Genomic DNA, 13,337 nt, shown 5'->3' with positions numbered 1-13,337 from the left:
AATGGCAGCCTTGTCGCTGCCATTTTCTACTGAATGAATTTGCTACTGAATGATCTGCCTATCAATGCCGCTGTTCGTAAAGTTCTTGATCATCGTTCCGAGATTCATTCCAGCTTTGTGCGGCCATAAACTGGACGTGTGACTCAATCAGTTGATGTGATTGACTTTGCCAATGTGCTTCGGGGCGTTGATTGCAAAATTCTAAACTGACCACCGTCAGGTTTTGCAGTCGTTTCATGCACCAGTCTTTAAGTGCTAACTCTGTTTCTGGGTTACAGGCGCACAATTGAAGTTTGCTGTAGGCAAGCTGAAGATACTGGTAAGCTTTATCAGGTTGTGAGTAGCGCTCAAAATGGAAAACTCGCAAACAAGCATCCAGCCAGCAGGCAATGGCTTTACTTTGTAGCTCGCTAATCTCTGGGCCCCATACTTCGTCAGGCACACTCAGTACTAAAGCTTCAATACCTTGATCATGCTTCTGTGTTTGGTACCAGTTGTCGATGTGTGAAACCCAGTTATCAAGCGTCATCATGCAGCTTTAACCCAATGTTTTACAAAATGATTTGGACCAATTTGATCATAGCCTTGTTGCACTACCGCGCTGGTCGCGCGAATTTGATCAGCGTCTACAGAGTAGTTTGGTTCACTCTTGACCAGATTACCAAACGTCAGATCAGGATCCGGTACCGCAGAGATCAGCAGCTTGGTATAAGGATGTTGCGGATCGGTTAAGATCGCCTGTGTGTCACCCCACTCAACAATCTGGCCTTTGTACATCACGGCGGTTTCTTCCGCGATGTAATGAGCGGTCGCTAAATCATGTGTGATGTACAAAAAGCCGATACCCAGTTCTTTTTTCATTCGTTGCATCAGGTTAAGCACGCCAAGCCTGATCGATACATCAAGCATCGACGTCGGCTCATCAGCCAATATCACTTCCGCGCCAACTGCTAGTGCTCGCGCTAAATTCACCCGTTGTCGCTGGCCTCCGCTTAACTGGTGAGGGTACTTTTCTAATGTGTCTGGCGCGAGTTCGACTAAGTCCAATAACTCAGTCAATCGTTTCGGGATGGCGTGGCTGCTCTTAACCTGCTTATGGATCTTAAGTGGGCGGGTGAGGTGGTGAGCAATGGTATGAGTTGGATTAAGTGAGCCAAACGGGTCCTGAAACACCATTTGCACTTTACTGCGATAATCAAGGAGGGCTTTTCGGCTCTGGATCTGTTCAATGTTGTTGCCGTTAAACAGGATCTCTCCTGATGTGGCAGAGTGGACTTTGGTGATCAAGCGTGCACAGGTGCTTTTTCCACAACCAGACTCACCGACCAGCGCCAGAGTTTTGCCTTTGTGCAGACTAAAACTGACGCCTTGCAGTGCTTTAAATCTATCTTGCGCGGCGAAACCACCGCCAATCGTGAACTCTTTGACAACATTGTTGAGTTGGATAATCGGCTGGCTCATACCGTCGCTCCTTGTACGTGATGCTTACCTTGATGAATGTTGGGGAATGACGCCCATAGTTTCTGTGTGTAAGGGTGTTGAGGATGGTTACGGATCTGAGTCGATTGATTGATTTCCACAATCTCTCCATGGCGCATGATGGCAATCCGATCACACAACTGGCTCATTAGTGCCAGATCATGGGTAATGAACAGAACTGAGAAGCCAAACTCTTCACGCAATTGATAGATTTGTTGCAGGATCTCACGTTGTACCACCACATCCAGTGCGGTTGTGGGCTCGTCCATAATGATCAGCTTTGGGTTAAGCGATAACGCAATCGCAATCACGAGTCGCTGGCGCATGCCACCACTGAACTGGTGAGGGTATTCGCTTAACCGTTCTCGTGGAATATTAACCAGATCCAGCAGCTTTTCCGCTCTGTCTTTCGCCTCAAGGTCACTCATGCCTTTATGGTGGCGCAACACGTCGGCAAACTGCTCCTGAATGGGCAGAACTGGGTTTAGCGAATTCATTGCACTTTGGAAAACCATTGCAATTTCGCTCCAACGAATCGCGTTTATCTGGCGATCTGATAGTTTAAGCAGGTCTTGACCGTCAAAATGGATTTGCCCCTCAGAAATGAACGCGGGCGGCTTGTGGAGACGATTGATTGCAAAAGCGATAGTGCTTTTGCCACAACCTGATTCTCCCGCGAGACCGAATATTTCACCTTTGCCTATATCAAAACTGACGGATTTCACCGCGCGAAAGTCGCCGTTGTCCGTTATGTAATCGACGCATAAATCACGAACCTGAATGATCGGGTCGTGATGTACCGCATGCGTTAGCTCTTTATCACTCATAATCACACTTACCTAAAAATAAAGGAGAATGATTATCATTAACTGTTAACTTTTGACTGAAAAGAAGTGGTGATTAAAACAGTGAAGTGACTCGAAAAACGCTCAGTATGTGAACAGGTTTGTCATTTGTGAGGGAGAAGTACTACTGGAGTTGGCGTGAAAAGTGAGAGCTGGATCGCCTTACAAATACTAGGGGGAATCCCTTAAATGTACTTCGCCATTTGGCCACGCGCAAAGCTTATTTATACAAAAAACAGTAACTGTGCACGAACTATTAGCGCAATCACATTATGAAGCTAAAATTCTTAACAAGGGCGGCGAGCTTTTGCTACAGATTAGCTGTCCCTTGCATGGTTTGTTCGGAGGTTACAATGTCCATTAATTCTATTGACCATGATGAAATGACTAAAATCACAGACAAGTGGGACTTCACGGAAGAAGTACAATCACAGAAGCCAACCAAAAGTGTTAAGTCGGCGGAGGCTCGTCGTCGTATTGAAGCATTAAGAGAGATTCGCGAAAGCGGCTTAACCATAGAGGAAGCGAAAGACCTAGGCATACTGCACTAGATGTGATGACAGTGATAATCGACGTAAGGGTGGCTCAAATAGCCACCCTTAATTTTTCTTTTTTTGATCTTAGTTAACTCACTCACCGCGCTTTGATGTCCATTTAAGTCACGAATGTGCTATATTCCCTCTCCATATTTTTGCAGATTCAGCCCCTTTGTATGTCGATTAATTTATCTACCCTCCCGGCCAACGAAAAAAACAAAATTGAGCTTGATAAACAGGCCTCATTTTTAGTCTGGAAGCTGCGTGAAGCGAAAGCAGGGCCAGATGAAATTGATCAGCAAGCGGATAAAATCAGAGATGAAGATGAACGAGCGTCTTTTCTCGAATCTGTAGCCAAGTACAAGCGAGTGATGGGTGTCGCCTGACGTCCTGTGTGCAAGACATCGAGAAATTGAAATGGTCTCGATTTTTGCTAAAATCCTTCGCGTTAAATTGAATTAGAGAGAACATCCCGATGGGAAGAAGTTTTGAAGTGCGCAAAGCCTCGATGGCGAAAACAGCTGGCGCAAAAATTAAAGTTTATTCCAAATACGGTAAAGAAATTTACATGTGCGCGAAAAATGGTGGTGCAGACCCAGACATGAACTTGTCTCTTAAGCACCTGATCGCAAAAGCGAAAAAAGACCAAGTTCCTGCACACGTTATCGACAAAGCAATTGATAAAGCCAACGGTGGCGGCGGTGAAGACTACGTTCCTGCACGTTACGAAGGCTTCGGCCCTGGCGGTACTAGTGTTATCGTTGATTGTCTAACAGATAACGGTAACCGTACTTTCCAAGATGTACGCCAGTGTTTTGTTAAAACTGGTGCGAAAATTGGCGTTGAAGGTTCAGTTTCGCATATGTTTGATCACCAAGCGGTATTCCAGTTCAAAGGCGATGATGACGAGATCATTCTAGAAACGCTAATGATGGATGATGTGGATGTTACTGACGTTGAACTTGAAGATGGCGTGATTACGGTATTCGCTCCTCACACGGAGTTCTTCAAAACTAAGACTGCTCTAAACGGCGCTTTCCCAGATCTAACGCTTGATGTCGAAGAAATTACATTCGTTCCTCAAACTCACACGCCTGTTGCGGGTGAAGATGCAGAGAAATTCCAGAAATTCCTCGACATGCTAGATGATTGTGATGACGTTCAGCAGGTTTACCACAACGCTGAGCTGTAATCTCTGACACACTAACATGTGCTAAAAAATTGCTAAAAAAGGGATCCTCGTGATTCCTTTTTTTGTTTCTGAACACTGAGAAAACTCATCATCTGATTAGACAAGCCGTTGTCTTTTAGGTAATAAAACCTTTCAATAGATGCTGGTTAGATAAGGTACCGGACGACAGATGAGTAAACGACTTGCGATATTTCTTAGCTGCTACGTAGCATTTCCCGCCATCTCTGCACAGACGGATGTGCTCGAACGAGCCAATACACTCTATGAACAGGGTGAAAAGGAGCAAGCCAAATCGTTGTACACGATGGCCGCAGAACAGGGCAGCGCTGAGGCGCATTTCAGGCTCGCTTACCAATACATCCTGTCTGACCAGCAGAGTGTCTATCACTATCAGCAAGCCGCTTTGCAAGGCCATCAAGAGGCACTAGACAACTACCTTGAGAAGGTGTTCTTTAGAGCGGGCAGTATATCAATGTCAGACCCTAAAAGTGCGCTTGAGACTTATCAGAAGGCCAAACAACACAACCCCGCTTTATCAATTTATGATGAAGAACAGAAAATCCAAACGATTCGCTATGCTGCAGAGTTACCTGAGCGGGACGTAGAAGCGTTTATCGAGAGGTATGGCGTAAAGGATGAAGATGGCGACTGGCCATTTTATGATGTTTGGGAGCTGGCAGAACAGGCCTCGCGTGAAGGTAGCGTGTTTGGTAAACCAGACCCAGAGCTCGTTTTCTGGCTCATCACCCGTGGTGGTTGGGTTCCCGCTGAGCTGTCATATGCAGTCAAAGATTACTATCAGCACTGGAAAGATAACCAAGTGGTGCCGTTCGATCTATGTCAATACGTGACAAGTGGAGCAGGGATGGGGTATTGCGCTCAGCGAATCGCGGACAAGCAAGAAAAACAGCGCCAGAGTGCTCTGAGTTCTTTAAAGGCGGAACTCTCAGGTAACTATTCAGGATTGATGGAGGCTGCTTATAACGAAATGACGACCTTTGTCACTCTTAAAGCACAGCAAGAAGAAATGCATGGCGGTTCTGGGAGAGCTGCGTGGATAACGGATTCCATCCAAGAACAGAAAAACGATTACCTAGAAGCTTTGGAAAAAGCGGTTCGGGGCAACATCGAGAGCGTACCTACACCTCTGGCAGAAACGGATAGGCGTCTAAATGCGACTTATCAAGAAGTGATGGACTATCTCAAGCTGCCATCACCAGAGTATGCGTTGCCAAAACCTCAATCTTTGGAGTTGCGAGAGGTTCAAAGGCAATGGATAAAGCACCGAGATGCGACCTGTCGTCTGGTGGCTGCACCCCATCCGTCGCTAAAAGAGCAATGCTTAAATTGGCTCACTGCTCAAAGAGAACAGCAACTGCGCGACATCATTATTCCATAAGTACTTCAAAATCGTAGAAGAGGGAGTACAACCAGGCGCTCCCTCCAATCTCAAAAATCCAGCATTAGGCTTGTGATACAGTACCTACTCCAGCTAACCAGTTTGAGAGCTTACGTATTAGCGGTAATACGGTCAGGTTGAGTACGAGTGCTGCTGGCCACGCAAGAATAAAACTGTCGAGCCAGATCGCTGGCCATTCGCTACTAAAACCAAGTTTATAGCCAGAAATTAATCCAGACATGATGACGGCCATAGTCAATGAAGAAAGTAGGGCTGAAATCCAAAAATGTTTGCGACTCATATTTCGCCTCCTCTGCTTGTTCTTATGTTGTCATTAAGGATATAACTAGCCATAAGTGAAAAAAATAAGCAGGTTTAGAAGCATGAATTCCATATTTGGAAACATCGACGACCTTTATTTGTTCTGTTGCGTTGTAGAAGAAGGTTCTTTACTGGCAGCGTCTAAGAAGCTGCAATTGCCTGTATCAACTATGTCGCGCCGCCTCTCGACCTTAGAACAGCGTCTGAATATTAGATTGCTTGAGAAGAAGGGAAGGGAGCTGGTCGCAACACAAAGTGGTGTTCAGGCGTTTGAGTTGTTGCAGAGCGGTATGGAGTCGATCGAGTCTGGATTTGGCCAAATGGTCTCAGATACGCAGCAAGTTTCCGGCAAGATAAAGTTAGCGATCCCACACAACTTCTACCGCGCTTTTGTGGGGGATGTCGTTGAGCAGTTTCTGGTTGATTACCCCAAAGTCTCACTCGACTTAGTGCTCAGCCAGGAGCAAGCCGTTCCCCAAACTGACCGAGACTTATTGATCACCTTCGATTTGGCAGAGATGAATGACATGATAGCCAGGCCTTTGTTTAAAGCTCGTCATGCATTTTTTGCCAGCCCTGAATACTTAGAGAAGGTGGGCGTTGTGGAAGATTTACAGCAACTCAGCAAACTGGATTGGGTTAGTGTCGATCATGCATTAGACATCTCGGTTTACGAACAAGAACGTTTAGTTGATGTCATGACTGTCAAACCTAAGTTGATTGTTAACGATATTCTGGCGGTATGCGGAGCGGTTGAAAAAGGGCTGGGTGTGGCTTCTTTACCGTTTAGGCACGTCCATAAAGGGATGAATATTGTTCGGGTTTTGCCTCAGTATCAGCGTAGTGTGAGACAGGCGTATCTGGTGTACAAGCAAAGGCGCTACCAACCTAAGGCGTTGACCTTACTGGTTGAGCGTTTAATGAGTGGTGTGGCGAAAATGCAGGAACCGACGCATTTTACAGTGTAAAACCAACCTAATAGAAAAGATAAGGAAAGGACGAGCAGATGGATAAAGTGGTCATCGTTACAGGCGCGGGAAGAGGGATTGGAGCAGAAACTGCCAAGCTTCTTGCGCAGCAGGGCTACGCAGTGTGTGTCAATTATCTTAAAAACCACCAGCGTGCTGATGAGGTTGTGGAGGCGATAACTCAGTCAGGTGGTCGTGCGTTCGCGCATCAGGCGGATGTGTCTGATGAAGGTCAAGTTGAAACTATGTTCAGTGCCGTCAACGCTCGTTTTGGTATGGTGACTCATCTGGTGAACAACGCGGGTGTATTGTTCCAGCAAACGACATTGAATAAGGTCGATGTAGGCCGATTTAGACAGGTGATGGAATCCAATGTGGTGAGTTGTTTCCTGTGCTGTAAAGCGTTTATCAATCAACTGGATGCTTCAGGGGCGATTGTCAACGTCTCTTCGGCAGCATCAAGAACGGGTGCGCCGTTTGAGTATGTCGATTATGCGGCATCGAAAGGCGCGATGGATTCCTTAACTAAAGGTTTATCTCTAGAGCTGGCTGAACGTGATATTCGAGTCAATGGCGTCAGGCCGGGCTGCATTTACACTGAGATGCACGCCGATGGCGGTGAACCAGGGCGTGTAGACCGACTCGCTTCTCAAATTCCGCTTGGACGTGGTGGTACGGCACTAGAGGTTGCTCAGTCGATAGCATGGTTGTTGTCTGACGAAGCGTCGTTTGTGACTGGTTCGTTCATTGATATAGCCGGTGGAAAGTAGGGTGATTGAACTGGCCATCTAGGTTAACCAGATGGCCATTTTATCGAATCATTTAGCGTAATAAGGGCAAATGCCCTGTTTTGACCAGAATGATTGTTTCCTGCTCAACAAAAGGAAAATGCTCGCTCATATGTGGGCTACGTAACCAGCTCCCTTTTGGGTAGCGGCCATGTTCGTCGGCGAACTCTCCTGAGAGGACAAAGATCTCTTCACCGCCAAAATGTCGATGCGGCTGAAATCTTTCTCCCTCTGGCCATTTTACCAAAGCGACGTGTTCATGTTCGAACTCATGCAATGGCATCACTTCAAGGCCGCCAATTCCAGGTAACCAAGCTTGCGTGCGGGTGTTCACCCTGATGCTCGCGCTATCTCTCTCATCAAACTGATTCAGTTTCACCAAGATGGTACAACCTTGATCGCTGAAAGGAGCGTGTTGACTGCCTGGTGGATTACGCAGATAGGTGCCTGCGGGGTAGTCCCCCTGTTCATCGGAGAAGATACCTTCCAAGACGAATATTTCTTCTCCCATTGGATGTGGATGCGTGTTGAAACGAGAGCCCGCATCGTAGCGTACAACACTGGTTGTATGACCGGATTCTGCGTCTTCTCGCTCTAGCGGTTTGCGCCAAACGCCTTTGGCTGGGCTAGCAACCCAAGGCATCGACTCAGTATCAATTACGACGCGCTGGGCAAAGTTCATATTGAGCATCAGTTACTCCTTAGGTTGATATGCATTAGTTACGGCCTGCGATCACGCCGCCATCCACGTCCCAGACTGCTCCTGTTACCCAGCTTGCCTGATCCGAGAGCAAAAAGCTGATGCTGTTCGCCACATCTGCCGCGGTTCCGACTCGGCCTATCGGGTGAAAATCGTTAAAGCTTTCCAAAGCCTGATCGACTTCTTTAGGGTCAATAAACGCTTCATAGATGGGCGTTTTTACCACGGCAGGCGAGACAGCGTTGACTCGAATATTATAATCCGCCAATTCCATCGCTAAGTGCTGAGTCAGCGCATGTAGACCCGCTTTAGCCATTGAGTAGGCGGAAGAAGGTGTGGCTTTAATCGCTTGTTTCGCCCACATGGAACCAATATTGACAATACTACCACGGTTGGCCTGAATCATCTTTTGCGCAACGGCCTGCGTGATTTGAAATATCGCCTTATTAAGCTGGTGGTAGCGATCATAATCTTGTTCAGTATGGTCAATGAAGGCTTTGGGATTAAAGTAGCCCGCAGCATTGACTAAATAACCGATGGTTTGTTGAGAGTCTTGGATGTTTTGCACAAGTTGCGAGACAGAGTCTGCATCATATAAATCCGCCTGATGCGTTTTTACCATGCCCAACTCACCAAGCTCGCTAGCCGCCTGTGCTAGCTTGTCGGCATTTCTTCCTACTAGCGTGACTGGGACTTGATTTTCTAGCAGTTGCTTGGCGGTTTCAAAACCCATGCCGCTCGAACCACCAATGATGAGTGCTGTACCTCGATTACTGTATGTCATTTTTCTTTCTCCTGACTGATTCGGACGTGCTAATATTAGGAGCAATGTAAATCACTGAATAGTAAGTACAAATCAGTAGGGTAGGTACTTTTTGGTACATCTTTATGAATAACAAAGAAAAACTTTTTACGAGAAAAACTGCACCCCAAAGCAGTGCCCGAATGGTGGAAGCAATCTATGGCTGCAAATGGTCGCTAACGGTCTATCAATTACTCGCTGCAGGTGTAAATCGACCGGGAGAAATGGTGCGCAATGTTGAGGGGCTATCGACGAAGGTGTTGAACCAGTGTCTTAAGCGCAATGTGGAGTTTGGAATACTCGATAAAGTGATTTATAACGAGTTGCCACCAAGGGTGGAGTATCAGGTTACAGAGTTCGGAGAGAAATTTTTAGCCATTCTTGAACAGCTGGAAGCCTTACAAGACGAAATCGATCAAATCGGGTGAGCCACAGTGACTCACCCATACATTGGTTAGCCCGCCAAACGCATCATGTTACTTAAGCGTTGATGACTGGTGCTACCTATGTCATTACGATCGCAAACTGACAGTAGGTCCTCAATAAAGTGACTCAAAGCTCTGGCCTCAACACGGCGCACACCTTGCTGCTGAGCGTCAGTCAGATAGTCATAGACTGAAGCTGCCCCGAAATCGCCGAATATCATCTCACCTTGTGCATTGATCAACACATTGTGGGCATACAAATCACCATGACAGACTTTGTTGTCATGCAGGTGGCTGAAAACGTTGAGCATTTGGTCAACGATGTATTCGATCTTTTTGGCACTAAGGATAAATTCCGGTTTGAATACATCACGCGTACAGGTGTTTAGAGTCGGCGGCAATCCCAAATTAAAATAATCTGATGGGATTAACTCCATGACGAGCGCAAGGTGGTTATCTTCGCTCAACTGTGCAATCGATTTGACTAGGTTAGTGTGATGTCCAGCCTGCAGACAAGCTTGTAACTCATCTTGCGGGTAACCGTCACTGGTTACTTCGCCTTTAAACACTTTTACCGCTACTTCTGCTGGGAAATCAAAATCCTTATCGAGCCAGTTTGCGTGTGAGATTACCCCAGAAGCGCCTTGGCCAAGCACGTGATTCATTGAATAACTGGCCGATGAGATCTGAGGGACACTTTCGTTGTGTGACAGACGCTCACAGAATGGGTTGCCTGCAAATGCCATCCAAGCCAGTTTTGGCAGCTCAAGCAAGACTTGAGGAAACACATCGATTTGGTTGGCTGACAGCCTGACTAGCTCTAAGTTAAGCAAATTTTTAAAGCTCTTTGGCAGAGCCGTGATCTTGTTACCCGCTAACGCCAGTTTTTGCAGTCGTGGTCTATGGCCTAAAGATTCTGGTAGTTGCTCTATTTGGTTATCTGTCAGAATCAGCCAGCGGAGTTGCTCTGGTAGAGATTCTTCCGCGACACGGACAATTTGATTGCTCTTAAAGCCAACCATTTCTAACCGTTCACATTGACCGAGCACCAAAGGAAGACGGGTAAAACGGTTATTGGAAGCAAAAACAATCTTGAGTTGGGTAAGTTCAGTCAGCCATTCCGGCAGTTCACACAGTAGGTTGTTGGACACATCGAGGATCTCTAAGCTGTCAGATAACGTTAAGATCTCACGTGGTAACTCAGTTAATTGCTCAGAAAGCTGAAGGCGCTGAATGCCTGCCAGCTGGCCATTTCTTAGTTGTTCTACTGTATGCAAACTTGTCTGCCTATAAATGTTTGGGGATGGAAAAGAGCGCGTATTCTACGCAGTAAATGGATGAAAGGCGAGACAAGGACGATGCGCCTAATCATAAGAGGCGCTCGTCACTACGTTATTGCTGGGCGAGTTGCCGATAGCTCAGTATGGTCAGCAGAGTGAAAAACGCCGGGTCACTCCAGCCAAAACCGACAAAAATGCCGATAAACCCTGCGTAGCCGGTGATTACGAGGCCAAGTAGGTTGGTCACCACCAGAGCTTTAAACAGCTGACGCATTGTTTCTCTGTGTTCAATGTGGCGCAGCAACAAACTGACAGCTGCCACCCCGCCCAAAAAGATGCTGGTATGTTGAGATAAGAAGTAGGCGTATTGATCATTAATTTCTACGCCATACATCGGCCACATCACATGGGGCAGAAAGAATAGGGCGATAGCAAAGGCAGTATAAATACCGCCATGTAGGGTTAGGAAGGTTTTGTTGTTCATTGTACTACCTGCTGATTGACAGGGCCTTGGTTTATGGCTGTCAGTGGTTGGTTGATGTCGAAGATAATGCCGCGTACTTCTGCGACCCCCATTTGTTTTAAGCGTGCAGCGTGCATCTCAAGATAGCGTTGAGCGCAGGTTTCATCTTCAAACAGGTAGATTCCACCGCCGAGCTTTTCAGCTTTACTCTCAGTCCAGATTTTCCAGATCATGCCCGGTTCGCGATTGATTGACTCAGCCAGCTTTATCAGCGCCTGAGACATTTCTTCTCCCATCGGACCGTGGTATTCAAAATCGACTTGCAATAGTTTCATGATGGTTTCTCCGTAAGTGGTGTTTGGTTGCTGTTGGGATGATTGTTGCCTATAAAAAATAAACAGAAAAGTTCATAATATTGCGTATAATTGTCTAAAAAACTGACAGGTTAAAGCGGTGAGACTAAAAAGCACGTTAGAGCAATGGGTCACGCTTCGTGAGATAGACAGAGCTGGTAGCATTCAGGCCGCCGCGGTCGCACTCAATAAGAGCCATACGACCTTGATTTACTCGGTCAAAAAGCTGGAAGAGCAACTCAGTGTTCAGCTTGTTGAAGTAAAAGGTAAGCGAGCAACATTGACTGACCATGGCCAGTCTCTGCTGCGTAGAGCAAATAGCATGCTGGATCAGGCAAGAGAACTTGAGGATCTTAGCCAGCAGATCGCAGCTGGCGTTGAGTCTGAAATAACTGTTGCAATGGATCACTTGTGCGATCCGTTTTTGCTTTATCGTCCAATGGCACATTACCTCAGGCAAAACAGCGCGACTTCGATTCAGGTTGTGGAAACGTCACTATCGAAAACATCTGACATGGTCACTAGTGCACAGGCTGATATTGCCATCATTACCCTACCAGTCACCAACTATCCGGCACAGGCATTTGCGCTGACCAGCATGGTTCCTGTTGTGTCGACTGAACACCCGCTTGCTCAGCAAGCGAGTCTAACTATGGCTGATTTCGCAACGCATTGTCAGATCGTTATTCGCGATCTTGGCGCGCCTCAAACCAATGAGCAGGCGCAAAATGTCGGCTGGCTGAAATCCAACCAGAGAATTACTGTCGATAACTTTGACCACGCCTTTCGCGCGGTAGAGCAGGGTGTGGGTTTTTGCCGTTTGCCGACTCACATTGTTGCCAAGCGAAATCAGGGACAACTGCAAGTACTTAATGTGGAGGAGAGTGACTGTTATCAGGTCCCGCTTCATCTTACTCTACCCAAAGGGGCCAAAACCGGCCCAGCAGCGCGGTGCTTCTATGAGTTATTGCTGAATGGAGCTTGGTCAGAATCTGGTGAAAAATGCCAGTAGTGAGATGATCAGCGAATACCTGCCCAGCGAAAGCGTTATTATGGACGCTAACTTTGGATTTTTGAAGGTCAACGTAAATGCAACCTTGGTTAGATTGGGCTAAACAAATTAAAGCTATCGCACAGGCTGGCGAAACGTATGGTAGAGATAAGTACGATCTGGAGCGCTACCACCAGTTAGATGAGATTGCCCATCAAATGTTTGCTCATTTGAGTGGCAGCCCAGTTGAGCAGGTACAGAAACTGTTTATTCCGGAATCAGGTTATCCAACACCAAAAATAGATCTACGTGCTGCGGTGATCAAGGATGGAAAAATACTCTTAGTCAGAGAAAGAGAGGATAATTGCTGGACGCTACCCGGTGGTTGGGGTGATGTATGTGAAACACCGAAAGCAGGTGTTGTGCGTGAAGTATTGGAAGAGTCGGGTTATGTGGTGAATAACCCTCGGCTGGTGGCGGTGAAAGATCGTGCGATACATAACTATCAACCTGAGTTTCCGTTTCATATCTATAAGTTATTCTTTCTGTGCGATTTTGTATCTGGTGACGCGACGACTAATATTGAGATTTCTGAGATTGAATTTTTTGCACCGGATGAGCTTCCTCAACTCTCCCAAGGACGCGTATTAGTCGAAGACATCGAGATGATGTTTGACTATCTCGCCAACCCTGATAAGCCTATTTACGTTGATTAACAGTGAGAACTTGTGTTTACAGTGTAAAGTGAAACGCCATGACATTGTCATGGCGTTTGTGCTTATTGGTGGTGAATGC

18 protein-coding genes are annotated in these 13,337 nt (G+C 46.6%); 9 read left to right on the top strand and 9 right to left on the bottom strand.

The genetic code is table 11. The features are described 5' to 3' along the window. Nucleotides 1–61 precede the first annotated feature (61 nt). From VIC_RS11395 to VIC_RS11385, 3 genes are read right to left on the bottom strand one after another with little or no spacing between them, the layout of a single operon-like run. Entirely contained in the window at nt 62–532 is a 471-nt protein-coding gene (locus tag VIC_RS11395) for a hypothetical protein (RefSeq protein ID WP_031342636.1), read from the bottom strand. Further along, complete coding sequence (locus VIC_RS11390) at nt 529–1,461, bottom strand: ATP-binding cassette domain-containing protein (RefSeq protein ID WP_006959892.1); 933 nt, start codon at nt 1,459–1,461, stop codon at nt 529–531. The genes VIC_RS11395 and VIC_RS11390 overlap by 4 nt, the downstream gene beginning before the upstream one ends. Beyond that, nucleotides 1,458–2,306 (bottom strand): ABC transporter ATP-binding protein, encoded by an 849-nt coding sequence (locus VIC_RS11385; RefSeq protein ID WP_006959891.1) that lies wholly within the window; start codon nt 2,304–2,306, stop codon nt 1,458–1,460. Before VIC_RS11385 ends, VIC_RS11390 begins: the two co-directional genes overlap by 4 nt. A gap of 371 nt (nt 2,307–2,677) precedes the next feature. Here VIC_RS11385 and VIC_RS11380 point away from each other — a divergent pair, with 371 nt between their 5' ends. The 4 genes from VIC_RS11380 (at nt 2,678) to VIC_RS11365 (ending at nt 5,451) form a co-directional block, all read left to right on the top strand. Then, a complete protein-coding gene (locus VIC_RS11380; RefSeq protein ID WP_006959890.1) occupies nt 2,678–2,875 on the top strand; it encodes a PA3496 family putative envelope integrity protein in 198 nt (65 codons plus the stop codon). 161 nt (nt 2,876–3,036) lie between these two features. Next, a complete protein-coding gene (locus tag VIC_RS11375) occupies nt 3,037–3,246 on the top strand; it encodes a DUF3283 family protein (RefSeq protein WP_006959884.1) in 210 nt (69 codons plus the stop codon). A gap of 89 nt (nt 3,247–3,335) precedes the next feature. Continuing rightward, a complete protein-coding gene (locus VIC_RS11370; protein WP_019277412.1) occupies nt 3,336–4,052 on the top strand; it encodes a YebC/PmpR family DNA-binding transcriptional regulator in 717 nt (238 codons plus the stop codon). A gap of 169 nt (nt 4,053–4,221) precedes the next feature. Next, nucleotides 4,222–5,451 carry a lysozyme inhibitor LprI family protein gene (locus VIC_RS11365; protein WP_039951833.1) on the top strand — a complete coding sequence of 410 codons (1,230 nt, stop codon included), beginning with the start codon at nt 4,222–4,224 and terminating at the stop codon, nt 5,449–5,451. A 64-nt stretch (nt 5,452–5,515) separates the two neighbouring features. On the opposite strand, the gene VIC_RS11360 is transcribed toward VIC_RS11365, so the two are convergent. Next, nucleotides 5,516–5,752: a DUF2798 domain-containing protein gene (locus tag VIC_RS11360; protein ID WP_006959879.1), complete on the bottom strand. Its 237-nt coding sequence runs from the start codon at nt 5,750–5,752 to the stop codon at nt 5,516–5,518. An 82-nt stretch (nt 5,753–5,834) separates the two neighbouring features. Between VIC_RS11360 and VIC_RS11355 the strand changes: the two genes are divergently transcribed. Both VIC_RS11355 and VIC_RS11350 read left to right on the top strand, forming a co-directional pair. Then, on the top strand, nt 5,835–6,740 hold the full coding sequence (locus tag VIC_RS11355) for a LysR family transcriptional regulator (RefSeq protein ID WP_006959873.1): 906 nt from the start codon (nt 5,835–5,837) through the stop codon (nt 6,738–6,740). A 38-nt stretch (nt 6,741–6,778) separates the two neighbouring features. Then, nucleotides 6,779–7,510, top strand: coding sequence for an SDR family oxidoreductase (locus tag VIC_RS11350; protein ID WP_006959871.1), 732 nt, complete (start codon nt 6,779–6,781; stop codon nt 7,508–7,510). Nucleotides 7,511–7,562: 52 nt separating this feature from the next. On the opposite strand, the gene VIC_RS11345 is transcribed toward VIC_RS11350, so the two are convergent. Beyond that, complete coding sequence (locus tag VIC_RS11345; RefSeq protein ID WP_006959869.1) at nt 7,563–8,219, bottom strand: cupin domain-containing protein; 657 nt, start codon at nt 8,217–8,219, stop codon at nt 7,563–7,565. A gap of 25 nt (nt 8,220–8,244) precedes the next feature. Continuing rightward, a complete protein-coding gene (locus VIC_RS11340) occupies nt 8,245–9,012 on the bottom strand; it encodes an SDR family NAD(P)-dependent oxidoreductase (RefSeq protein ID WP_006959866.1) in 768 nt (255 codons plus the stop codon). Nucleotides 9,013–9,116: 104 nt separating this feature from the next. Here VIC_RS11340 and VIC_RS11335 point away from each other — a divergent pair, with 104 nt between their 5' ends. Then, nucleotides 9,117–9,458: a winged helix-turn-helix transcriptional regulator gene (locus VIC_RS11335; protein WP_019277418.1), complete on the top strand. Its 342-nt coding sequence runs from the start codon at nt 9,117–9,119 to the stop codon at nt 9,456–9,458. 26 nt (nt 9,459–9,484) lie between these two features. On the opposite strand, the gene VIC_RS11330 is transcribed toward VIC_RS11335, so the two are convergent. The 3 genes from VIC_RS11330 to VIC_RS11320 form a co-directional block, all read right to left on the bottom strand. After that, on the bottom strand, nt 9,485–10,732 hold the full coding sequence (locus VIC_RS11330; protein ID WP_006959864.1) for a leucine-rich repeat-containing protein kinase family protein: 1,248 nt from the start codon (nt 10,730–10,732) through the stop codon (nt 9,485–9,487). 115 nt (nt 10,733–10,847) lie between these two features. Beyond that, nucleotides 10,848–11,219, bottom strand: coding sequence for a hypothetical protein (locus VIC_RS11325; RefSeq protein ID WP_006959863.1), 372 nt, complete (start codon nt 11,217–11,219; stop codon nt 10,848–10,850). Continuing rightward, nucleotides 11,216–11,533 (bottom strand): monooxygenase, encoded by a 318-nt coding sequence (locus VIC_RS11320; protein ID WP_006959862.1) that lies wholly within the window; start codon nt 11,531–11,533, stop codon nt 11,216–11,218. The genes VIC_RS11325 and VIC_RS11320 overlap by 4 nt, the downstream gene beginning before the upstream one ends. A gap of 118 nt (nt 11,534–11,651) precedes the next feature. Here VIC_RS11320 and VIC_RS11315 point away from each other — a divergent pair, with 118 nt between their 5' ends. Both VIC_RS11315 and VIC_RS11310 read left to right on the top strand, forming a co-directional pair. Continuing rightward, a complete protein-coding gene (locus VIC_RS11315) occupies nt 11,652–12,563 on the top strand; it encodes a LysR family transcriptional regulator (protein WP_006959861.1) in 912 nt (303 codons plus the stop codon). 77 nt (nt 12,564–12,640) lie between these two features. Then, nucleotides 12,641–13,258, top strand: coding sequence for an NUDIX hydrolase (locus VIC_RS11310; protein ID WP_006959859.1), 618 nt, complete (start codon nt 12,641–12,643; stop codon nt 13,256–13,258). Nucleotides 13,259–13,337 lie beyond the last annotated feature (79 nt).

It is taken from the genome of Vibrio coralliilyticus ATCC BAA-450, from assembly GCF_000176135.1.
GTDB classification, from domain to species: domain Bacteria; phylum Pseudomonadota; class Gammaproteobacteria; order Enterobacterales; family Vibrionaceae; genus Vibrio; species Vibrio coralliilyticus.
This window is presented reverse-complemented; position numbering and strand designations above follow the sequence as displayed.